Source organism: Pseudomonas sp. 9Ag, from assembly GCF_902506445.1.
Classification (GTDB): domain Bacteria; phylum Pseudomonadota; class Gammaproteobacteria; order Pseudomonadales; family Pseudomonadaceae; genus Stutzerimonas; species Stutzerimonas stutzeri_AB.
Genome location: NZ_LR733836.1, coordinates 1,825,862 through 1,847,473, shown reverse-complemented (window position 1 = coordinate 1,847,473; position 21,612 = coordinate 1,825,862). Strand labels below are relative to the sequence as shown.

General features: G+C 59.3%; 23 protein-coding genes and 1 tRNA gene. 9 read left to right on the top strand and 15 right to left on the bottom strand.

The genetic code is table 11. The features are described 5' to 3' along the window. Positions 1-40: 40 nt before the first annotated feature. Together serS and cysG are read left to right on the top strand one after the other, a co-directional pair. Positions 41-1,321 carry a serine--tRNA ligase gene (gene serS / locus ALTERO38_RS08120; RefSeq protein ID WP_159967971.1) on the top strand — a complete coding sequence of 427 codons (1,281 nt, stop codon included), beginning with the start codon at positions 41-43 and terminating at the stop codon, positions 1,319-1,321. A gap of 151 nt (positions 1,322-1,472) precedes the next feature. After that, entirely contained in the window at positions 1,473-2,870 is a 1,398-nt protein-coding gene (gene cysG, locus ALTERO38_RS08115) for a siroheme synthase CysG (protein WP_159967969.1), read from the top strand. A 29-nt stretch (positions 2,871-2,899) separates the two neighbouring features. Here the strand turns inward: cysG and ALTERO38_RS08110 are convergent, their stop codons facing one another. The 7 genes from ALTERO38_RS08110 to ALTERO38_RS08080 form a co-directional block, all read right to left on the bottom strand. After that, positions 2,900-3,898 carry a glutathione S-transferase family protein gene (locus ALTERO38_RS08110; protein ID WP_159967967.1) on the bottom strand — a complete coding sequence of 333 codons (999 nt, stop codon included), beginning with the start codon at positions 3,896-3,898 and terminating at the stop codon, positions 2,900-2,902. 83 nt (positions 3,899-3,981) lie between these two features. Then, entirely contained in the window at positions 3,982-4,962 is a 981-nt protein-coding gene (locus tag ALTERO38_RS08105) for a glycosyl transferase family protein (RefSeq protein ID WP_159967965.1), read from the bottom strand. Beyond that, positions 4,959-5,294 carry a TusE/DsrC/DsvC family sulfur relay protein gene (locus tag ALTERO38_RS08100; RefSeq protein ID WP_159967963.1) on the bottom strand — a complete coding sequence of 112 codons (336 nt, stop codon included), beginning with the start codon at positions 5,292-5,294 and terminating at the stop codon, positions 4,959-4,961. Before ALTERO38_RS08100 ends, ALTERO38_RS08105 begins: the two co-directional genes overlap by 4 nt. Then, positions 5,291-5,593: a sulfurtransferase complex subunit TusB gene (tusB, locus tag ALTERO38_RS08095; protein ID WP_102836351.1), complete on the bottom strand. Its 303-nt coding sequence runs from the start codon at positions 5,591-5,593 to the stop codon at positions 5,291-5,293. The genes ALTERO38_RS08100 and tusB overlap by 4 nt, the downstream gene beginning before the upstream one ends. Beyond that, positions 5,593-5,952 (bottom strand): sulfurtransferase complex subunit TusC, encoded by a 360-nt coding sequence (tusC, locus tag ALTERO38_RS08090; RefSeq protein WP_159967961.1) that lies wholly within the window; start codon positions 5,950-5,952, stop codon positions 5,593-5,595. The genes tusB and tusC overlap by 1 nt, the downstream gene beginning before the upstream one ends. Beyond that, the gene (tusD, locus tag ALTERO38_RS08085; RefSeq protein WP_148926079.1) at positions 5,952-6,344 is read right to left on the bottom strand and encodes a sulfurtransferase complex subunit TusD; all 393 of its coding nucleotides are present in this window, start codon (positions 6,342-6,344) and stop codon (positions 5,952-5,954) included. The genes tusC and tusD overlap by 1 nt, the downstream gene beginning before the upstream one ends. Positions 6,345-6,433: 89 nt before the next feature. Then, positions 6,434-7,102, bottom strand: coding sequence for a Bax inhibitor-1/YccA family protein (locus ALTERO38_RS08080; RefSeq protein WP_159967959.1), 669 nt, complete (start codon positions 7,100-7,102; stop codon positions 6,434-6,436). A 128-nt stretch (positions 7,103-7,230) separates the two neighbouring features. On the opposite strand from ALTERO38_RS08080, the gene ALTERO38_RS08075 reads away from it, so the two are divergent. Beyond that, positions 7,231-7,320, top strand: a tRNA-Ser gene (locus tag ALTERO38_RS08075). Between the two features lie 325 nt (positions 7,321-7,645). Further along, complete coding sequence (locus ALTERO38_RS08070; RefSeq protein ID WP_159967957.1) at positions 7,646-7,918, top strand: DUF1652 domain-containing protein; 273 nt, start codon at positions 7,646-7,648, stop codon at positions 7,916-7,918. A gap of 138 nt (positions 7,919-8,056) precedes the next feature. Here ALTERO38_RS08070 and ALTERO38_RS08065 read toward each other — a convergent pair whose 3' ends face one another. The 6 genes from ALTERO38_RS08065 to ALTERO38_RS08040 form a co-directional block, all read right to left on the bottom strand. Next, positions 8,057-9,070: a peptide ABC transporter ATP-binding protein gene (locus ALTERO38_RS08065; protein WP_148926076.1), complete on the bottom strand. Its 1,014-nt coding sequence runs from the start codon at positions 9,068-9,070 to the stop codon at positions 8,057-8,059. Continuing rightward, a complete protein-coding gene (locus tag ALTERO38_RS08060; RefSeq protein WP_148926075.1) occupies positions 9,060-10,088 on the bottom strand; it encodes an ABC transporter ATP-binding protein in 1,029 nt (342 codons plus the stop codon). Before ALTERO38_RS08060 ends, ALTERO38_RS08065 begins: the two co-directional genes overlap by 11 nt. A gap of 51 nt (positions 10,089-10,139) precedes the next feature. After that, the gene (locus ALTERO38_RS08055; protein WP_159967955.1) at positions 10,140-11,051 is read right to left on the bottom strand and encodes an ABC transporter permease subunit; all 912 of its coding nucleotides are present in this window, start codon (positions 11,049-11,051) and stop codon (positions 10,140-10,142) included. Between the two features lie 12 nt (positions 11,052-11,063). Beyond that, the gene (locus ALTERO38_RS08050) at positions 11,064-12,074 is read right to left on the bottom strand and encodes an ABC transporter permease subunit (protein ID WP_159967953.1); all 1,011 of its coding nucleotides are present in this window, start codon (positions 12,072-12,074) and stop codon (positions 11,064-11,066) included. Between the two features lie 170 nt (positions 12,075-12,244). Continuing rightward, on the bottom strand, positions 12,245-13,846 hold the full coding sequence (locus tag ALTERO38_RS08045) for an ABC transporter substrate-binding protein (RefSeq protein WP_159967951.1): 1,602 nt from the start codon (positions 13,844-13,846) through the stop codon (positions 12,245-12,247). A 250-nt stretch (positions 13,847-14,096) separates the two neighbouring features. Further along, positions 14,097-14,660 (bottom strand): cupin domain-containing protein, encoded by a 564-nt coding sequence (locus ALTERO38_RS08040; protein ID WP_045426588.1) that lies wholly within the window; start codon positions 14,658-14,660, stop codon positions 14,097-14,099. Positions 14,661-14,822: 162 nt separating this feature from the next. Between ALTERO38_RS08040 and ALTERO38_RS08035 the strand changes: the two genes are divergently transcribed. The 3 genes from ALTERO38_RS08035 to ALTERO38_RS08025 all read left to right on the top strand — a co-directional run bounded on the left by ALTERO38_RS08035 (position 14,823) and on the right by ALTERO38_RS08025 (position 18,440). Next, on the top strand, positions 14,823-16,052 hold the full coding sequence (locus ALTERO38_RS08035; RefSeq protein WP_159967949.1) for a Xaa-Pro peptidase family protein: 1,230 nt from the start codon (positions 14,823-14,825) through the stop codon (positions 16,050-16,052). 114 nt (positions 16,053-16,166) lie between these two features. Continuing rightward, positions 16,167-17,072, top strand: a complete 906-nt coding sequence (gene yedA / locus ALTERO38_RS08030) for a drug/metabolite exporter YedA (RefSeq protein ID WP_159967947.1) — start codon at positions 16,167-16,169, stop codon at positions 17,070-17,072. 180 nt (positions 17,073-17,252) lie between these two features. Then, complete coding sequence (locus ALTERO38_RS08025; protein ID WP_159967945.1) at positions 17,253-18,440, top strand: MFS transporter; 1,188 nt, start codon at positions 17,253-17,255, stop codon at positions 18,438-18,440. Positions 18,441-18,485: 45 nt separating this feature from the next. Here the strand turns inward: ALTERO38_RS08025 and ALTERO38_RS08020 are convergent, their stop codons facing one another. Beyond that, positions 18,486-18,656 (bottom strand): hypothetical protein, encoded by a 171-nt coding sequence (locus ALTERO38_RS08020; protein ID WP_159967943.1) that lies wholly within the window; start codon positions 18,654-18,656, stop codon positions 18,486-18,488. A 439-nt stretch (positions 18,657-19,095) separates the two neighbouring features. Between ALTERO38_RS08020 and ALTERO38_RS08015 the strand changes: the two genes are divergently transcribed. Continuing rightward, positions 19,096-19,407, top strand: coding sequence for a general stress protein (locus ALTERO38_RS08015; RefSeq protein ID WP_148926067.1), 312 nt, complete (start codon positions 19,096-19,098; stop codon positions 19,405-19,407). 271 nt (positions 19,408-19,678) lie between these two features. Next, the gene (locus tag ALTERO38_RS08010; RefSeq protein WP_148926066.1) at positions 19,679-20,272 is read left to right on the top strand and encodes an exopolysaccharide biosynthesis protein; all 594 of its coding nucleotides are present in this window, start codon (positions 19,679-19,681) and stop codon (positions 20,270-20,272) included. Positions 20,273-20,323: 51 nt separating this feature from the next. On the opposite strand, the gene ALTERO38_RS08005 is transcribed toward ALTERO38_RS08010, so the two are convergent. Beyond that, complete coding sequence (locus tag ALTERO38_RS08005) at positions 20,324-21,577, bottom strand: cation:proton antiporter (protein ID WP_159967941.1); 1,254 nt, start codon at positions 21,575-21,577, stop codon at positions 20,324-20,326. Between the last annotated feature and the right edge of the window lie 35 nt (positions 21,578-21,612).

The following is a 21,612-nucleotide window of genomic DNA, read 5'->3' as shown; positions in this document are numbered from 1 at the left end:
TCTTCGCCTTTCCTCAAAGCTTTCATAGACGAGACCCACCATGCTTGATTCGAAACTGGTACGCACACAGCTGCAAGACGTGGCCGAGCGCCTCGCCACCCGCGGCTATCAGCTGGACGTAGCGCGTATCGAGGCCCTGGAAGCCCAGCGCAAAACCGTGCAAACCCGTACCGAGCAACTTCAGGCTGAGCGCAACGCTCGCTCCAAGTCCATTGGTCAGGCCAAGCAGCGTGGTGAAGACATCGCGCCGTTACTTGCTGACGTCGATCGTATGGGGTCCGAACTGGAAGCCGGAAAGACCGAACTGGAGAACATCCAGAGCGAACTGGATCAACTGATGCTCAGCCTGCCGAACCTGCCTCACGAGTCGGTTCCTGTCGGCAAGGATGAGGATGAGAACGTTGAAGTGCGTCGCTGGGGGACGCCCAAGGCGTTCGAGTTCGAGGTCAAGGACCACGTCGCGCTGGGTGAGCAACACGGTTGGCTGGATTTCGAGACGGCTGCCAAGTTGTCCGGCGCACGCTTTGCGCTGATGCGCGGTCCGATTGCTCGTCTGCATCGTGCGCTGGCGCAGTTCATGCTCGATCTGCATACCCGCGAGCACGGCTATGAAGAGGCCTACACGCCTTATCTGGTCCAGGCGCCGGCACTGCAGGGCACCGGGCAGCTGCCCAAGTTCGAAGAAGACCTGTTCAAGATCACCCGTGAGAACGAAGCTGATCTCTACCTGATTCCAACAGCTGAGGTCTCGCTGACCAATATCGTGGCTGGTGAGATTCTTGATGCCAAGCTCCTACCCCTGAAGTTCGTTGCGCACACTCCGTGTTTCCGCAGCGAGGCAGGCGCGTCGGGCCGCGACACGCGCGGGATGATTCGCCAGCATCAGTTCGACAAGGTCGAGATGGTTCAGATCGTCGAGCCAAGCCAGTCACTTGAAGCGCTTGAGGGTCTCACAGCGAATGCCGAGAAAGTGCTTCAACTTCTCGAGCTGCCTTACCGGGTTTTGTCCCTGTGCACGGGCGACATGGGCTTTAGCGCGGTCAAGACCTACGACCTGGAGGTTTGGGTTCCAAGCCAGGACAAGTATCGTGAAATCTCCTCTTGCTCCAGCTGCGGTGACTTCCAGGCCCGTCGCATGCAGGCGCGCTACCGCAACCCCGAAACCGGTAAGCCTGAACTGGTACATACATTGAATGGCTCCGGCCTCGCCGTCGGCCGCACGCTGGTTGCCGTGCTGGAAAACTACCAGCAGGCCGACGGCACTATCCGTGTGCCGGGAGCGCTCAAGCCATACATGGGCGGAATTGAACTAATCGGTTGATTCGGCGGGGCCTGCTTTGGCGAACCTGAGCATCGAACTCGCTGCCAGCCGATAATCAACGGCCCGTCCGGGCTCCTTGATTCTCGACAAGGGTTGTCTTTGCCGTAATGGTTGAGATGGCCCTATCTCACTACGTCACCAGGACTTGCCCATGGATTTTCTGCCGCTTTTTCACAATCTGAAGGGCCGTACGGTATTGGTTGTCGGCGGCGGTGAGATTGCGCTGCGCAAGGCGCGGTTATTGTCAGAAGCGGGCGCTGTGCTGCGCGTGGTCGCTCCCGAAATAGCAGCAGAGCTGAACGAGTTGGTTGCGGAGAGCGGTGGTCAGACCCTGCACCGCGGTTACTTCCACAGCGATCTGTCAGGGTGCGTGCTGGCCATTGCGGCGACCGATGATGAGCCCTTGAACGCGCAGGTTTCTGAAGATGCCAAGGCGCTTGGTATGCCCGTCAACGTGGTGGACTCACCACAGCTGTGCACGGTGATCTTCCCTGCAATCGTCGATCGCTCTCCGTTGATGATCGCAGTCTCAAGCGGCGGTGACGCGCCGGTGCTAGCCCGACTGATGCGTGCGCGCATCGAAACCTGGGTGCCCTCGGTTTATGGCGAGCTGGCCGGTCTGGCGAAAAAATTCCGCGGGCAGGTCAAAGCGAAGTTCGCCAACGTGCAACAGCGTCGTGTGTTCTGGGAGGAAGTCTTCCAAGGCGATGTCGCTGAACGAGCACTGGCAGGACAGCAGCAGGAAGCTGAGCGTCTGTTGGTCGAGAAGCTTTCCGGTGCCGAGCCAAAAAGCCTTGGAGAGGTGTATCTGGTCGGCGCAGGCCCTGGTGACCCTGACCTGCTGACGTTCCGCGCCCTGCGTTTGATGCAGCAAGCCGACGTGGTGCTCTATGACCGTCTCGTCGCGCCAGCGATTCTCGATCTGTGCCGTCGGGATGCTGATCGTATCTATGTCGGGAAGCAGCGCGCCGCGCATGCGGTGCCGCAGGACCAGATCAACCAGTTGCTGGTGACCTTGGCCAAGGAAGGCAAGCGCGTGCTGCGCCTCAAAGGAGGTGATCCGTTCATCTTTGGCCGCGGTGGTGAAGAGATCGAGGAGCTGGCTGCGCACGACGTACCGTTCCAGGTCGTACCCGGCATCACGGCAGCCAGCGGTTGCGCCGCCTATGCAGGTATTCCGCTGACGCATCGCGACCACGCGCAGTCAGTGCGCTTTGTGACCGGGCACTTAAAGGATGGCAGCTGCGATCTGCCATGGTCGGAGCTCGTGGCGCCAAGTCAGACGCTGGTGTTTTACATGGGCCTGGTCGGGTTGCCGGTCATCTGCCAGCAATTGATTGCCCATGGTCGCGCCGCTGATACGCCAGCAGCACTGGTTCAGCAGGGCACTACGGTGAACCAGCGAGTCTTCACCGGAACGCTTGCAGATCTGGCCGAGCGGGTCGCCAGTGAGCAGGTTCAAGCTCCTACCCTGGTTATCGTCGGCGAAGTTGTGCAGTTGCGCGAGAAACTCGCCTGGTTCGAGGGTGCTCAGAACCGCGACAGATGATCTGTCGCGGAGTGTCGGCAGTTGAGTGATTACCGCGACCAGACGCCTTTGCCGGGCAGACGGTCGCGGTCATGGGTGCGGTGGAGGGCCAAGTCGGGGCCTTTAGGCACGATGCCGTTGGCGTTGATGTGCCGATGACTGGCGTAGTAGTGCTGCTTGATGTGGGTGAAGTCGACGGTTTCCGCAACGCCTGACCATTGGTAAAGCTCTCGAAGCCAGTTCGAAAGGTTCGGGTAGTCTTCGATACGTCGCAGGTTGCACTTGAAATGGCCGTGGTAGACCGCGTCAAAGCGAACGATCGTGGTGAACAGTCGCCAATCGGCTTCGGTCAGGTATCCCCCAGTCAGGTAGCGTCTTTCACCGAGGCGCTGCTCCAGCCAGTCGAGTTCCGCAAATACCTCATCGAACGCCGCCTCGTAGGCTTTTTGCGTCGAAGCGAAGCCTGCCCGGTAAACACCGTTGTTGATGTGCGGATAGATGCGCTCGTTGAGTGAGTCAATCTCGGCACGTAGAGGCTCCGGGTAGAGGTCTAGCGTCGAACCGGTCAGCTCATCGAAGGCAGTATTGAAGATTCGGATCAGCTCGGCGGACTCGTTATTGACGATCCGCTGCTGCTCCCGGTCCCACAGGACGGGAACCGTCACGCGGCCGGTGTAATCCTTATCGTCCGCGGTATAGCGCTGATGCAGGTAGGTCAGCCCGTCCAGCGCATCGCCGGTGGAGCCTTTCTCCCTGTCGAACGTCCAGCCGTGTTCGGCCATGAGCCAGCTGACTACCGAAACATCAATCAGCGACTCGAGTCCTTTGAGCTTGCGGTAGATCAGAGTGCGGTGGGCCCAAGGACAAGCCAGCGATACATAGAGATGATAACGGCCGGCTTGCGCCTGAACCGCAGCGCGGTCATCCGGGCCCGGCGTGCCGTCCGCAGTAATCCAATCTCGCCGCTGAGCCTGCTCTCGCTGAAATTCACCGTCTCCATTGTTTTCGTACCAACGGTCTTGCCACTGTCCGTCTACTAAAAGCCCCATGTTCGCCTCCAGGTTTCGAATGAGAAACAGTGTAGGTCGCACGGTTCGATGGATCAGTCGTAATGCCCGGTCAAACCAATCGTTTAGCTCGATAGATTTCGATTCATCCAGAACTCCCGGGCCTGCGCAAACGCGGCGTCGCGCGGCTGTCCGAGGCCTCGCAGCGCTAACGCCATGGTCGCAACGACCGCGAGTTCGCCGTAGGTATCTTCGCCCCCTTGCCAAACAGCGAGCAGGTGCTGCGGATCGAGTTGCGCCGGCTTGACGTGACGTTGGGGTGATAGGGCTGGCCAATCGTCGTCCCAAGATTCGCCTGCCTGCGTACCGTAAAGGTGGGCGACACCGTCCGGGTTGACCTCTATTTCGCCACCTTCGCCCTTGATCACGATTGAGGTGTCGCCCAGTAATCGGCTGGCTTCCCGGTGATTGGCCTGATAGCCGGGATGAAAAATGCTCTGCAGACCGCAGCGGGCACCCAGGGGATTGAGGATTCGGGCCAGAGAATGGATCGGTGATCGCAAGCCAAGAATGTTGCGTTGATCAATCATGTGCTGAAGCCTAGGCATCCAGGCACCGAGCGACATGAATGCGAGATTACCTCGGTCCAGCGCGGCGCTAGCCTCAGCCCAGTTCTCGCATCGAGGGATGTCCAACAACTCAAGCTGCTGCTCGGTATACATGCGCCCTGCGGTATGCGCGCCACCGCCGTGCATGAATATTCGAACGCCGTTGCGTGCCAGGCATTTTGCCGCCAGCAGGTACCACGGTAGATGCCGTTTTTTGCCCGCGTAGGTGGGCCAGTCAATGTCCACCGCGATCGCTGGGCTCTTCAGCCGTTCACGCACGGCTTCGGTGAAACCAGCGAGTTCTTCTGCACTTTCCTCTTTGTGGCGTAGCAGCATAAGAAAGGCGCCGAGTTGCGTGTCCTCGGCCTTGCCGTCCAGCAACATGCCCATCGCTTCGCGGGCCTCTTCACGAGTCAGGTCGCGGGCGCCGCGTTTGCCTTTGCCGAGAATACGGACGAAGACGGCGAACGGGTGTTCAGCAGGGGTGATGACGCTCATATGCAGTTGCTCGGTTTCGGCAGGCCTGCCAACTTTGCTGCAAGCTTGGCGGGGGTGCCTTTGAATAGACGGTTCAGGTGCATGCTGTTGCCCTTGTCCGGGCCTAGCTTCAGGGCGGTGTACTTGATCAGCGGACGCGTTGCGGGCGACAGCTGATACTCCTGATAAAACTCGCGCAGTACCTTGATGATTTCCCAGTGCTCGGGCTGAAGCGAGATGTCTTCTGCATGGGCCAGTGCCTCGGCCACGGGTTCGCTCCAGTCATTCAGGTCGAGCAAAAAGCCTTCCTGATCCACAGCAACCTGTGTGCCATCCACGTTCAGCGTGTTCATAGCCAGGAGTTGGTCCGCTCAAACCGGCAGCACAGCTCGACGAAACCCTCATAGTCAATCTGTTGCAAGCGTGCCGGAAGGGCACCAAGGTTGCGCGCGGAGATGTCTTCCTCCAGTGCGAAAAGCGCGATGTTATCTGGCATCAACTCCAGTGCCTGACACTGAGCCGTGCCGTTTTGCAGGGCGTACACGGCGTCGCCGCAGAGCAACAGCGCATCATCAACCGAGAGCAGTCGCAGGCAGCTGACCAGGCGGTCATCGGAAAAAGGCGAGTGTGAAAGCAGGTGCAAGGTTGCCATCAGAGCGTGATCACATGGTCGTAGCGGTTGATAAGAGCACCGAGGTCAGCGTCATCCAGCAGCTCAACCGGAAGAGACAGCTGTGCATCATCCAGGCCGCGCTCGCTGAGGCTGCGCTTGGCTGCATACAGCGACTCGATGCCGAACATCGGCAACGCCTGCAGGTTGGCAGTCAGGTCCTTCTGCTCGAGCCGAGCAGCTTGTTGTGCAGCCATCAGCTGAAACACACCGTCATCCAGAAACAGCAGGGCGAGCGGCAGCTCAAACGCACCGCCTGCCAGGACAATATCCAGCGCCTCGCGCGCAGACGGACCAGACCACGGCGATTGGCGAGTGATGATGAGCATCGAGCGAGCCATCAATGACCTCCGAAACACACGAGGCGGTCGGCCTGCTGGCTGGCTTCGTGTAGTTGACCTAGACCGGACAGCTCCCACCCAGCAGCCAGGTTTGCCGCTGGACGCTGATAACGGTTTGCTTCCTGTTGATCCAGCACACCGCGGCGCAGGCCGGCGGCGATGCAGACAACACCATCCAGCCCGTGGCGAGTGATGAACTGGTTCCACTGTTCGCTCACGTTTAGCTCGTCCTGTGCAGCGACAATGTTGGCCGAGGCGCTATGCACGCCGTCCTGATAGAGGAACAGCCGGACAATCTCATGTCCACCCGCCAGCGCTGCTTCTGCAAAACGCAATGCGCGCCGTGCAGCAGGCGAGTGCGGAGGTGAGAACAGAGCGATTGCGAATTTCATGGGCCACCAGTTTCAGTACTGGCCGACATGATACGCGAGCTTTGGAAACGAAAAAGCCCGCCGAAGCGGGCTCATTCTAAGCGCGGCTGTTAGTCGTCGCCGCCCATGATGCCCATCAGTTGCAGCAGGCTGATGAACAGGTTGTACAGCGAAACGTACAGGCCGATGGTGGCCATGATGTAGTTACGCTCGCCGCCATGGATGATCGCGCTGGTCTGGTAAAGGATGCAGACCGAGGAGAACAGCACGAAGCCGGCGCTGATCGCCAGTTGCAGGCCGCTGATCTCGAAGAAGAAACCAGCAACCATTGCGCCCAGCAGGACAAAGAAACCAGCGGTGATAAAGCCGCTAAGGAAGCTCATGTCCTTACGCGTAATCAGCACGAACGCTGACAGCCCGAAGAACACCAGAGCGGTCATCGACAGCGCCGATGCAATCAGCTCACCGCCATTGGCGGTGCCCAGGTACATGTTGAGGATCGGCCCCAGCGTGTAACCCATGAAACCGGTCAAGGCGAAGGTAGAGAGCAGACCCCACGCGGAGTTGCGAAGTTTGACCGTCAGGAAGAACAGACCGTAGAAACCGACCAGCACCACGAAGATGTTTGGATAGGCCGCGTTGGCTTGCATCGCCATGTAGGCGACAAAGGCGCTGAAGCCCAGTGTGATGGCCAGAAGGCCATAGGTGTTGCGCAGAACGCGGCTGACTTCCTTCTGTTCAACCTGCGTGTGCGTAGATGCGTACTGTTGCCTAAGCATGGCGACACTCCTTCAAATGGATTCAGCCTGGAACAAACTGCCACGGATCATAACAGAGCTTTTGTTTCGTCCTAACAACAGTGTTTGACAGACTGTTTCGTTCGGGTACTATGGCGCCCGCTCTCTGCGGAGGAGTGGCAGAGCGGTTGAATGCAACGGTCTTGAAAACCGTCGAAGGGGAAACTCTTCCGTGAGTTCGAATCTCACCTCCTCCGCCACATCGTGAACTGAAGGCCCCGTATTCCGGGGCCTTCAGTGTTTCTGGGATACGAAAACGGCTTTATGACCGTTCCCAAGGAAACGAGTGCGGCAGTACGAGAGGCCGACCTAAGACGCCAGAGCCGCAGTTTTCGCCTGCTCCAGCTATCGTGCGAGGCGTTGGCGCTGGGTAAAGTCTGCAGATGGGGTACTTTGAGCGAACCGGTTGCCTCGCCCCAATGATTGACGTGACCCCGTGCTTAAACGTGAGGTGGTTGGCGTTTCGTTAGCGTGCTGTGGGTGCGCTTGGCTACTAAATTTCCGTCGGACAAAAGGAATTGTCAGATGATCCGGATTAGGCTGCCCGAGGCTTTGGCACTCGTGCGGGAACACTTCAGGCCGCTGATGTTCACGGCCACAATGGATTCACCTCAGACCATCCAGGCGATGCTGCTGGATGAGGTGACAGGGGAGTCGTTGGTCTTGACTGGACTTCCTTGTGGCGTATCGGTTACGCGAGCGCAATTGGCAGGGTTGATCAGCGTGATCGAACTCGACGTCAGTGCACTAAGGCCGGCTCTGCTCGAGCGCTTGGGAGATCGGCAGATCGCCATCTAGCTGAACGTTTGTTTTGCGTTATCTAAGATAGGCGACGACGTCGAATCTCACGTGTTCTGCCCCTTTCAAGTAAAAGGCCCCATGCTCTGGGGCCTTTTTCGTTTGAGTGTATGAAGCAACTCGCGGACCTGGCGCGCCTCAGGCTACCGAAGCGGTTTGTCGTGCCGAGCCCACTTCCTCTGCGTAGTGACAGGCCACCAGTCTGTCGTCCACTGGGCGGAACGCCGGTACTTCTGAAGTGCAGCGTTCGGTGGCGTGAGGGCAGCGGGTGTGGAAAACGCAGCCGGTAGGCGGATCGAGTGGGTTGGGCAGTTCGCCGCTGACCTTGATTTTCGGCTTCGTCGAGTCAGGCCGAATGCTTGGCGTCGCGGCCAGCAGCACCTGAGTGTAGGGGTGTAGGGGGCGGGTGTAGATCAGCTCTGCAGGGCCCATTTCCATCGGGCTGCCGAAGTACATCACCAGCACCTTGTCCGCAACGTGGCGGACCACCGCGAGGTCATGGGAGATGAAGACGTAGCCGGCGTTGAACTGTTCCTGCAGATCCATGAAGAGGTTCAGCACCTGCGCTTGAATCGACACATCCAGCGCCGAAGTCGGCTCATCGGCAATCAGCACCTTCGGATTGAGCATCATGGCCCGCGCAAGCGCGATGCGCTGGCGCTGGCCGCCGGAGAACATATGCGGATAGCGCTGATAGTGCTCGGGCCGCAGCCCGACCTGCTGCATCATCGCCTGCACGCGCTCCCGGCGTTCGCTGCGTGACAGCCCGGTATTGATAACAAGCGGTTCAGCCAGCTGGTCGCCAATCTTCTGCCTTGGGTTCAACGAGGCGTAGGGATTCTGGAACACCATCTGCACGTCGCGGCGTAGCTGTTTGCGTTGAGCCTTGTCTGCGCCTGCTACTTCCTGCCCGGCAATCTGCAGCGATCCGGACGTCGGCTCCTCGATGAGTGTCAGTGCTCGTGCAAGCGTGGACTTGCCACAGCCAGATTCCCCAACTACGGCCAATGTTTCGCCGGCCGCCAGTTCGAAGGACACGCCGTTGAGTGCGCGTACGGTGGCGTGTGGTTTGAACAGCCCGCGTGAGATCTGGTAATGGCGGGTCAGCTCGCGTGCGGACAGCACGCTGCCTGTCGATGGCTCAGTAGACATGGCTTTCTCCGGATGGCGGGCTCGGACGTTGCAACTCCGGCAGCACTTCAGGTGCTTCGCCGGGCGTCATATTGCGCGGATAAAAACAGCGCACCTCGCCGCGGTCGTAGGGTTCCAGTGCCGGCCGCTCTCCGCAGCGTGGTTGAGCGTAAGGGCAACGTGGCGAGAGCAGGCAGCCCGCCGGGCGGTCGTATCGCCCCGGGACGATGCCCGGCAAGGTCGCAAGGCGACGGTTGTTCGACTGTTCTGGGATGGAGGCCAGCAGCGCCTCGGTGTACGGATGAGCGGGCTCGTCGAAAAGCGCTGGTACGCGCCCGGTCTCGACCGCTTGGCCCGCATACATCACACAGACGCGCTGAGCGGTTTCGGCCACCACCGCCAGGTCGTGGGTGATCAGGATGAGTGCCATGTTCTGATCGCGCTGCAGGTTCAATAACAGCTCCATGATCTGCGCCTGGATGGTGACATCGAGCGCCGTGGTCGGCTCATCGGCGATCAGCAGCTGTGGCTCGCCGGCGATGGCCATGGCGATAGCGACCCGTTGGCTCATGCCCCCAGAGAGCTGATGCGGATAGGCATCAAGGCGACTGGCCGCGCCAGGAATTTCAACACGCTCCAGTAGCTCAAGTGCACGTTGCCGAGCCGCCTTGCCCTTAAGACCCAGGTGCTGGCGTAGCACTTCTTCAATCTGAAACCCCACCGTGTAGCTGGGATTGAGTGCAGTCATCGGGTCTTGGAAGACCATGGCCAGATCCTTACCGATCAAGCGCCGACGCTGACGCCCCTTCAGGGTCAGCAGGTCCTGATCGGCAAACCGGAGTCGATCAGCCGCTACCTTGCCCGGCGCATCGACCAGTCCCATCAATGCCATCATCGTGACTGACTTGCCAGAGCCGGATTCACCGACGATGGCCAGCACTTCACCTTTGTCGACGCTGAGGTCTAGCCTGTCCACCACAGGTGGCGCGCCGTCGTCTCCAAAGCGCACCGACAGGTTTTGAATCTCGAGGAGGCTCATGGGCGGTTGTCCCCTGTGTCCGTAAGTTCTGAACGAAGCATCTCTGGCTCCTCACGCGGCGTTCTTGAGCTTTGGATCAAGCGCATCGCGAAGCCCGTCACCGAGCAGGTTGATCGCCAGCACGCTGAGCAAAATCGCCAGGCCGGGCAGCGATACCACCCACCAGGCACGCTCGATGTAATCACGTGCCGAGGCCAGCATGGTTCCCCATTCAGGCGTTGGCGGCTGCACGCCAAGGCCGAGAAAGCCCAGCGCGGCAGCATCGAGGATTGCCGAGGAAAAGCTCAGGGTGGCCTGCACGATCAGCGGTGCCATGCAGTTAGGGAGCACGCTGATAAACATCAGCCTCAGGGGGCCGGCGCCTGCCAGTTTTGAGGCCGTTACGTAGTCGCGGTTGAGTTCGGTCATTACTGCGGCGCGGGTCAGGCGCACGTAAGAGGGCAGCGAGACGATGGCGATGGCGAAGATGGTATTGATCAGACCAGGGCCGAGGATAGCGACGATTGCTACCGCCAACAGTAGCGAGGGCAGGGCCAGCATGATGTCCATCAAGCGCATGATGAACGGCCCCAGCCGGGTAGGGGAAAAGCCTGCGAGCAGGCCGAGCAGGATGCCGGGTATCAGTGAAAAGACGACCGAAGCAAGCCCGATCAGCAGCGACAACCGCGCCCCGTGGATCAACCGCGACAGCATGTCCCGCCCGAGCTCGTCGGTGCCAAGCATGAACTGCACCGTCCCGCCTTCCTGCCATGCCGGCGGGGTGAGCAGGAAGTCGCGAAATTGTTCGCTGGGGTTGTAGTGAGCCAAAGCTGGTGCGAACAGGGCGCAGGCAATCAGCAATAGCATATAGATCAGGCCGCCCAGTGCGCCTTTGTTGCGGCGAAAGGCACTCCAGAACTCCCGAAAGGGGGATGGGTAATATGCAGTCGGTTCGGCGGCCGGCAGGGTCTCGATGCTGTTCATGCTTAGGCCTCCTTAGCGCTGGTGGCGAATACGGGGGTTGGCCAGGCCGTAGAGGATGTCCACGGTGAAATTGACCAGGATGACGAGGCAGGCGACCAGCAAGATGCCGTTCTGCACGACCGGGTAGTCGCGTGCGCCGATGGATTCGATCAGCCACTTGCCGATGCCCGGCCAGGAGAAGATGGTCTCGGTCAGTACGGCTCCGGCCAGCAGGGTGCCGATCTGCAAGCCGAACACGGTCAGGACGGGGATCAGCGCGTTGCGCAGCCCATGAACGAACACCACTCGGTTCGGCGATAGACCTTTCGCCCGAGCCGTGCGGACATAGTCTTCGCGTAGTACTTCGAGCATCGCCGAGCGCGTCATCCGTGCGATGACCGCCAGGGGAATCGTTGCCAGCACCACCGCCGGAAGAATCATGTGGTGCAGGGCATCCAGAAAAGCGCCGTCTTCGCCGCTTAGCAGGGTATCTATGAGCATGAAGCCAGTGACTGGCGGTACGTCGTAAAGCAGATCGATACGCCCCGAAACAGGCGTCCAGCCAAGGCCTACGGAGAAAAACATGATGAGGATCAGGCCCCACCAGAAGATCGGCATCGAGTAACCCACGAGCGAAACGCCCATGACGCCATGGTCGAACAGCGAGCCACGTTTAAGTGCGGCGACCACTCCGGCCAGCAGGCCCAGGGTGCCGGCGATGATCAGTGCCGCAAAGGCAAGCTCGAGAGTGGCGGGAAACAGGGTAGTGAACTCTTTCCAGACGCTGGTGCGTGTACGCAGCGACTCGCCAAGATCACCTTGCGCCAGATTGCCGATGTAATCGAAATACTGCAGGTAAAGCGGCTTGTTCAGACCCAGCCGCTCCATCGCCTGGGCATGCATCTCCGGATCGACTTTTCGCTCTCCCATCATCACTTCCACCGGGTCCCCGGGGATCATGCGAATCAGGGCAAAGGTGAGTAGCGTGATGCCGAAAAAGGTGGGTATCAGCAGACCCACGCGGCGGGCTATGAAGCTGAACATTGCAGAACTCCTGGTAAAACTATGGCTACGCAACAGCACAGCCTCGATCGCCGTACTCAAGTTCGCGACTATTGTTGGCTGATGACGCTTGGCTGTGCGGACCGGCAGCCAAAAAACGTGCAAAGGAGCTCAGCCAGACATGCCCGAGGGCAGGCCTGGCTTCGCTACTATCAACGCTTGTTTTCTACGCCATAGAAGGAGTTGCGACCGAAGGGGCTGATTTCGAAGCCCTCCACGCTGTTGCGCATCGGTTGGTAGACGGTGGAGTGGGCAATAGGCGTGATGGGCACCTGCTCCTGAATGATCTGCTGCGCCTGTTCATAAAGCTTTGTGCGTTCAGCCTGGTCTGTAATGCGCTTGGCATCCTTGACCACTTTGTCGTATGTCGCGTCGCACCATCTGGACCAGTTGTTGCCATTTACCGCATCACAGCCATACAGAGTATTCATCCAGTTGTCCGGGTCACCATTGTCCCCAGTCCAGCCAATCAGCATGGCGTCATGCTCCCCCGCATGGCCGCGCTTGATGTACTCGCCCCATTCGTAGCTCACGATGCGTGCCTTGATCCCGATCTTCGCCCAGTCAGCCTGGATCATTTGCGCCATCAGCTTGGCGTTGGGGTTGTAGGGGCGCTGCACGGGCATTGCCCACAAGGTGATCTCGGTGCCTTCCTTGACGCCTGCCTGTTTAAGCAATTCGCGCGCTTTTTCCGGGTTGTATTCGGTGCCCTTGATGCTCTCGTCGTAAGACCACTGAGTGGGCGGAAGGGCGTTCACAGCCAATTGGCCGGCCCCCTGATAGACGGCCTCGATGATGGATTTCTTGTCGATGGCCATGTCCAATGCCATGCGCACCTCAAGCTTGCCTAGTGGCTCGTGCTCAACGTTGTAGGCGATGTAACCGAGGTTAAAGCCGGGTTGGCTCGGTACCTCGATGTTGGGATCTTTCTGCAACGCTTCGATGTCCGCCGGGCGAGGGTTGAGCGTGACCTGGCATTCCCCGGCGCGAAGCTTCTGCGCGCGGACCGAGGCGTCGGTAGTGATCGCGAAAATCAAGTTATCGATCTTCACGTCTTCAGGTTTCCAGTATTCCTTGTTCCCCTTGAAGCGGATCTGAGCGTCTTTCTGGTAGCGGCTGAAAACGAACGGCCCAGTGCCAATCGGCTTCTGGTTGATCTGTTCACTGTTGCCGGCTTGGAGCAACTGATCGGCATATTCAGCTGAATGGATCGCGGCAAAGTTCATCGCGAGGTTCTGTATGAAGGCGGCATCTACTTTGTCGAGGGTAAAGCGGACCGTAATGTCGTCGAGCTTCTCGACCTTGGTGATGTTCTTGTCCATGCCCATGTCGACGAAATAGGGGAACTCGCTGGCGTACGCCTTGCGGAACGGATGCTCCTTATCGAGCATGCGCTGGAAAGTGAAGAGGACGTCGTCGGCATTGAACTCGCGGCTGGGCTTGAAGTAGTCAGTGGTATGAAACTTGACCCCGGGACGCAGATGGAAGGTATAGGTGAGGCCGTCATCGCTGACCTCCCATTTGGTCGCCAGCGCGGGGAGGGCGCGAGTGCCGCCTCGTTCGAATTGGGCGAGACGGTTGAATACGGTTTCCGAGGCGGCGTCGAAGTCGGTACCGGTGGTGTACTGACCGGGATCGAAACCGGCGGGGCTGCCCTCGGAGCAGTACACCAGACTGCTGGCGGCGAAGCTGAGGGGCGAGCCGAGGATCAGTCCCGCGGCGAGCAATGCTCGGATGGAGAGAGTGTTTCGCATGCAAACCTCATTCTTTTTTATGTTCATCGAGGGTTGGTCTCGTGGACCGAACAGTGGCTCACTGCACGCCGGTGTCGCCGTGGGGGTTCGCCCGCTCGGCGCAGAACACTGTTGGCGGCTGCGTTATGAAGAGCGCAGCTCAGCCTGCCTCGAAATTAAGTCATGCTGAAAACACGGTCAACAGAAATTAAGCGCTGCTAAATTTCGTTGGCGAGCTTCAGGTGTCGAGGTCAAGCAATAGCGGTGCCACTTAGCGAGTGGTCAGGTCGTCGAACAGGCCCATGGTCGTTACGGTGAGCACTTCGGCTGGTTGATCGCCCACGTTGGCGAGGTGATGTGGCTTGCCCGCATCGAAATGTATGGAGTCACCGCTGGCTAGCGGGTAGTCGCGCCCATCGACCGTGTAGATGATCCGTCCGGAGAGGACATAGGCGAATTCGGCGCCTTCGTGAGCAATCAGTTCGGACTGGTAACCCACTGGCATGCTGACCTTGACGGCGTTCAGCAGATTGCCTGGAAAGCTTGTAGATAGGCGCTCGTACGCCAGCGGCTGGCCTTCGATGGTGTAACGAACGCGTTCGCCCTGGTGGGAATCGGGCTGCGGTTGGCTGGGCTGGTCAAACAGCGAATTGAGCGGCACGCCGAGCGATTTTGCGATGTTCGCCAGCGACGAAATCGAGACACCGGTAAGGTTACGTTCGGCCTGCGACAGGAAGCTCGCCGTCAGTCCCGATTCCTTGGCTACCTGGTTCAGGGTCTTGTTCGCGGCGCGCCTGTGACGACGCAATCGCTCGCCGATACGGTCGACTGTCATAAGTTTCGCCTTGTGAAAGTGGCCAGTATACGGCCAGCGGGACAGGCTCGCGCCAGCCTTGATTTTGGCTTTTTCACGGCACGACCGAAAAAAGCTTTGCCAGAAAAATTAAGCTGTACTTAAATTCGGCTGACATTTTTCGGCTGGTTTCGGAGAACAGGCATGACCATCGGTATCGGCGGCAGCACGCAGGAAGAAGCGCTTGGACGTTTGCGCAATATGCTCGATGGGGTTGAGCCGATAGCGATCGCCGAATATCTGGCCCGTATCGATAACGCCCAGCGACGCATGAAGCAGCTGGGTCTCGATGCCATTTTTCTCAGCGCTGGTGCCAACCTCGAGTACTTCACTGGCGTGCGCTGGAGCCCGAGCGAGCGCATGGTTGGTGCAGTCTTGCCCGCGAATGGTGCGCTGGAATACCTGGCACCAGCCTTCGAGGAAGGCACGATTCGCGATTTCATGGTGGTCAACGGGCCGGTCAACGGATGGCAAGAGCATGAAAGCCCCTATCGTTTGCTGCTCGATTGCCTGCAGCGCATGGGCATCCAGCCGAACACCAGCCTTCGTCCGTGCATCGGTCTCTGTCCGTCTTTGCCGTTTTTCATGTTCGACGGCCTGCGCTTGCTGGATCCAGGCTATGCCTTCACCGATGCGAGCGTCGTGACAAGCTACTGCCGACAGCGAAAGACCCCTGCTGAGATCGCCTTGATGCAACGGGCGAAGGACATGACACTGGAAGTGCACAAAGCGGCGGCGAGCATCCTCCACGAGGGCATCAGCACCACCGAGGTGGTTCGGTTTATCGAGCTCGCGCATCGGGCGGTTGGAGCGCCGGGGTCTACCTTCTGCATCGTGCTGTTCGGCGAGGCAAGTGCATTTCCCCATGGGGTGAAGTATCCACAGACGCTCAAGCGCGGTGACATGGTCCTGATCGACACGGGTTGTCGCGTGCATAGCTATCTGTCGGATATCACGCGCAGCTACGTCTTCGGCGAGCCGAGCGAACACCAGCGAGCGTTGTGGACCTTTGAAAAGGACGCACAGTTGGCCGCGTTCGCTGCGGCCCGGCTGGGTGCGCGCTGTGAAGAAGTGGACGAGGCGGCGCGAGGTGCGCTTGAAGCATGCGGCCTCGGACCTGATTACCAGTTGCCGGGGCTTCCTCATCGCACTGGTCACGGGATCGGGCTGGAAATCCATGAAAGCCCCTATCTGGTTCGCGGCGACCAGACACCCATCGACGTCGGCATGTGTTTCAGCAATGAACCGATGATCTGCGTGCCCGGTGAGTTTGGCATTCGCCTGGAGGACCACTTCTACATGGACGAGAGTGGGCCGCGCTGGTTTACCGAGCCGAGCCACAGCATCGATGACCCCTTCGGCCTCGCTCGTTGAGCAGCCGCGCGGTGCGGCTAACTGCACCGTTAAACAAGAAGCCGACTGTGCTTATTCTCCGGTGCGTGGGTTATCTAGAATCATTGGTCAAGCCTTCCACCCGGATCTCGTCTCATGTCTTCGCGCCGCTTCCCGCTGCTGCTCGTGGGCGCTTTTCTCGCCCTGTATCTGATCTGGGGTTCGACCTATTTCGTGATCAGGATTGGCGTCCAGACGTGGCCGCCGATGCTGCTGGCCGGGTTGCGCTTTGTCATCGCTGGCAGCCTGATGTTTGCCTGGCTGCGTTGGCGCGGTGTGCCGCTACCCACTGCGCGTGAATGGCGGTCTTGCGCGGTTGTAGGTTTTCTTCTGCTCAGCTGCGGTAACGGTGGTGTCACTATCGCCGAACATCTCGGCGTGGCGTCTGCAGTTGCGGCACTGGCGATTGCTACGGTGCCGCTGTTCGCGTTGCTGTTCGGCTTGATCTGGGGGCAGCGGACGACCGGGTTGGAGTGGGGCGGCATTCTTCTGGGGCTAATCGGCATCGGTTTGCTCAATCTCGGACACAACCTGCAGGCCAGTCCGCTTGGCGCAGTGATAGTGCTAATGGCGGCTGCGAGCTGGGCGTTCGGCTCGATGTGGAGCAGGCATCTCAGTTTGCCGAACGGTGCGATGGCGAGCGCCGCGCAAATGCTGATCGGTGGTGCTGTGTTGCTGTTTGGTAGCGCGGTCAGCGGAGAACGCTTGCAGCAAATGCCGGATATGGCCGGTTGGCTTGCCCTGGTCTACCTCACGTTGCTCGGCTCGATCGTAGCGTTCAGCGCGTATCTCTATCTGCTCAAACATGTAAGGCCAGCGGCGGCAACCAGCTATGCCTACGTGAACCCAGTGGTCGCCGTGCTGCTGGGTATTACCTTTGCCGGTGAGCGAATCGGTGTCGAAGAATGGTTGGCGATGACGGTAATCGTAAGCGCGGTGGTGCTGATCGGACTGCCACAGTGGCGCCGACCAAAAGTCGCTGTTGCGCCAAGCAATACCTAGATCGCTTGAACCGTCGGCCTGATTGAAGTTGTATGATGACTGCCTCTTGGGCAAGATCAAACTGCTCGATTGGCGGTCTGAGCCTTGGCAACCGGGACCCGGTATCCCCCGCTGACCTGCGCTGGGGCTGCCCGGCTCGGCATGGTCATATCCCATTGTTCATCCACGACAGGCGCTCCGATGCCCGCTGCGAAACAACCCGCTTCCAACGACACTTTTTTCATCCTGTCGCTGGTGGTTTTCAATTTCATCTCGTTCATTTCCATTGGTATTCCGCTGGCGTCATTGCCTGGCTATATCCATGAAAACCTGGGATTCAGCACCGCCGTCGCGGGCATCGTGATCGGTGCGCAATACCTCACCACATTATTGTGCCGACCCTTGGCCGGGCGGCTGGCGGACGAGCGGGGCGCTAAGAAAACCGTTTTGATCGGCATGACGTCTGGGTTGATCAGCGGACTGCTGCTGCTCGCGTCAGCGCTGTTGGAATCCTGGCCGATGGCGAGCATTGCGGTGATGATCGGGAGCCGGTTGATTCTGGGCTTCGCGCAAAGCCTGATCGGCATTTCCGCCATCAGCTGGGGCATCAGCCGGCTGGGTGCAGAAAGCACGGCGCGAATGATTTCCTGGAACGGTGTTGCGGCGTATGGCGGCGTAGGCATCGGCGCGCCGCTAGGCGTGTTTCTGTCGCAGTCATTAGGCTTATGGTCACTGGGTTTGGTGACGATGCTCCTCGCCTCGACCGGCCTGGCGCTGGCCTGGCGGCGCGGCGATGCTCCGCTGAATCCCGGCAAGCGGCTGCCGTTCGGCAAAGTGCTGTGGAAGGTCGCACCGCCCGGACTCAGCCTGGCATTGGCGACCATCGGTTACGGCACGCTGACCGCGTTCATCGCGTTGTATTACAACGCGCGCGGCTGGGATGGCGCGGCCTGGTGCCTCACCGCCTTTGCGTTTGCCTTTATCGGGACGCGTTTGTTGTTGCCCAACCTGATCAACCGAGTCGGCGGTTATTCGGTGGCGATGGTCTGTCTGGTGGTGGAAATCTTAGGACTGTTGCTGCTCTGGCTGGCCGAGGCCCCGAGCTTTGCCTTGGCAGGCTCGGCACTGACCGGCTGCGGCTTGTCGCTGCTGTATCCAGCTCTGGGCGTCGGTGTGGTGTCACGCGTAGGAGTCGCTAACCGCAGCTCCGGTCTCAGCGTTTTCGCGATGTTTTTCGACCTGTCGCTGGGTTTGTCCGGTGCCATTATGGGTGCGCTTGCCGCCTATATCGGTATGCAAAGCATCTTCCTGGGAGCGGCCTTCATGGCCATGGCTGGGCTGTCGATTGTCTGGTTGTTGTTGCGGCAGGAACGTGGCACCGAAGTCTGATCCAGCCATGGCGGGTGGGCCCGCCTGACCGATACCCATGCTGGCTCATTGGCTTGGCGCGCACATGCCGAGATCCAGCGAAGCGCGCCTTGCCAGTGCCGCCGCGCTGGGGCGGTAGTCGCGCTTGCTACGGTGCAGCTGCTTCCAGAGTTCCAGCGGCTGTTTGGTGCTGAGGTCGGATTGCTTGACCAGGTTTTCCAGCGTTTTGTTGCTCATGTGGCCTCCAATGTCTCGGTAGAGTGGTTGGTGGTCCTGAAGTCGCGTCCTTGCGCCAGCCGTCCCGGCTTTCCATGGCTCCGAGACTGCCCTGGTTCGGTTACAGGTTGTTGACAACGCCTGTCTGTTTAGCTGGCCTGACGAGCGGTGTTTTCTCTCTGCTAAGTTGTCCTCGTATATGTCTGGTGTGGGGCCTGAATCGCTATAACGCTACAACTAGCGCGGGAGATGAAGTTAGCGTTCCGTTGCTATCTAAATGCAATTACGGGCGTTCATGTGTTGCGTTTGTAATGGCAAATTGAAGTGGCAAACCGTTCATCGAAATCGATAATTTATATAGAACTCTTGGGGCGCTCCTGCCCTCCGAGATAGTGAGGCGACTGCAGAGTGGTCGCCAGTTTAAGTTTCACTAAGTTCTACAAGTAACTGGAGTAATCTCATGTCGAACGATAAGAGCGGAAATCCGGGTAACTTTGCAAACGATCGCGAGAAGGCCTCGGAAGCAGGGCAAAAGGGCGGTCATAACAGCGGCGGCAACTTTGCCAATGATCCGCAACGCGCTTCCGAAGCTGGCCATAAAGGTGGCCAGAACAGCGGTGGGAACTTTGCTAACGACCGCGAGAAAGCGTCTGAAGCAGGTCAGAAAGGCGGCCAGAACAGTGGTGGTAACTTTGCCAATGATCGCGAGAAGGCCTCCGAAGCCGGCCAGAAAGGCGGTCAGAACAGCCACGGCGGTGGTCGTAATTCGTAAGACGTTTATGCTTCATTGCTAACGTGAGCGAATATAAGCGGAACTTGCTAAGCAGGTTCCGCTTTTTTGTAGTCTGTTAACTTGCGCGGTGGCTGGATGTAAGCGCAATATTCAAGGGGCTGTATAAGATCTGTAAAATAACGTCGCTTTGATTGTTAATCTCTGTTTCGGTGCGAGCATAAAAATGCTGTAGCTCGTCAAGGCTGACCTATAAGGAAGCATCTGCGACGGTATTTGCCGCATCTTCAAGCCGCTGCGATGAGGAGGCCAAATGAGTGAGGCCAACGAACACGATTGCCTTGAACAAGTGATCGACGGTGTCGTGGAGTTAGGCGATAACCAATCTAAGGTATCGGTTGGTGACATTCAGAACAAAATCGGTCAGCGCAGTTTCGGGCCGTTCCTGTTCGTGCCCGCGATCATTGAGATCAGCCCGGTCGGCGGCATCCCCGGCGTGCCGAGCATGCTCGCACTGATCGTCGCGTTGTTCGCCATCCAGATGTTGTTTGGTCGGCATCATTTCTGGATGCCCGGATTTCTCGCGCATCGCTCGGTCAGCGGTCAGAAGCTTGAGAAGGGCCTGAACAAAATCCGTCCGGTTGTGCGCTGGCTGGACAAAGTGAGCAACAAGCGTTTGGTCTGGGCCACCAGCAATAGCTTTCTACGAGTGATTGCGGTGCTCTGCGTAGTGCTTGCGACCTCGGTGCCTCCGCTTGAACTGTTGCCCTTCGCCAGCACCGCGCCGTTCTCCGCCATCTGCCTGTTCGGTCTGGGTATCACCACCCGAGACGGAGCAGCCATCATTCTCGGGCTCATTGTGGCGGTCGGCGCGTTCGTGCTTGCAGGAATGGGGCTAATTGGCTGATTCCCTCGTCCCAACGCGGTCCGCCCGGTCCGTTCCGTTGGCTCAGCCAGACTACTCGTCCAGGTGAGCGCTGCCTCGCGGCGCTGCGCCGGGATGGCGTGAATACAGACGCGACAGCGGTGCTGCGGACACGCCGTGAATCATGATTGACGCTAAGATCAACGCGCTTGCCGCATGCCAATAGAGCGGATCGTGCAGATGGCTATGGGCGAGCGCGGCGTAGTAGATCGCGGCGATACCCAGCGGACCGAACCAGCCGAGGTAGAGCGAGTCCCTTGAGCTGAGCGAGTTGCGCCAGGTGGCGGAAAGAAACATTACCACCGGTGGTCGACGCAACAGCAATATCAGCACCGCAAGTGCCACCAGCGGCCACCCCAGCGTGGCCCACTCGCGCAACGGCAGGGCGATACCGAAAATCACAAACATCGGCAGTGTGAAAAGCTTGGCCACCGCCTCCTGGATGTTCTCTTCCTCCTGCTCCTCGTGCCTCTCGCTGAAGAGGTTGAACGCCAGACCTGCCGCGAATACCGCCAGCACGCCATCCGTCTGTAGCAGTTTGGCGAGGCCCAGTGTGAGTAGCGAGAACGCCACGGTGTAACCCAGCAGCGAGGAACTGGCGACCAGCTTCTTGCGCTCGGATAGAACCAGCAGTTTGGCTGCTGCAAACCCTACCACTGCACCCAGGAGCGCAGCGCCACCGATGCCGATCAGCACCGACTCCATGAGCCAGCGAGACCAGGCCTGATCTGGCGCATGGCTGAGCATCAGGATGGGTAGCATGACGAAGGCGTAGGCGAGGCCGTCGTTGGCACCGGATTCCGCCGAGAGGGTGTCGCGCAGGCGCAAGGGGAGATGTTCCTTGGCGAACTTGCCCGTCACGATCGAGCTTGCAACAACCGGATCAGTGGGGGTGACTACTGCACCCAGCAGCAAGGCGGCCCATAGCGACAAGCCGAGCAGCCAGCCGGCCAATAACGACGACACCAGCCACATGCCGAGCATGACGAAGATCAGCAAGAGCATGACGGGCTTGAGCATAGCCTTCAGCGCCGCGGGCCTCAGGCGCAGCGCAACTCCCATTAGTCCAATTGCCAGCGTCAGCCGAGCCGCCTGCTCGAGAATGCTGAACGTATCACCCCAGCGTGCAAGGTCGAGCCAACTCAGGCCGTAGGGCCCAACGGCAACGCCGATTAGCATCGCCAGCGCCGGCTCGGATACAGGGCTGCGCTTGATCAGCGCCGACAGCAAGGCAATACAGACGGCAACGCCGCCCATGAGGGCGAGTGCAATGTTCAGCTGGGTCATGAAGGCTCCGAATTCGCGATACCTCTATTGCGAAC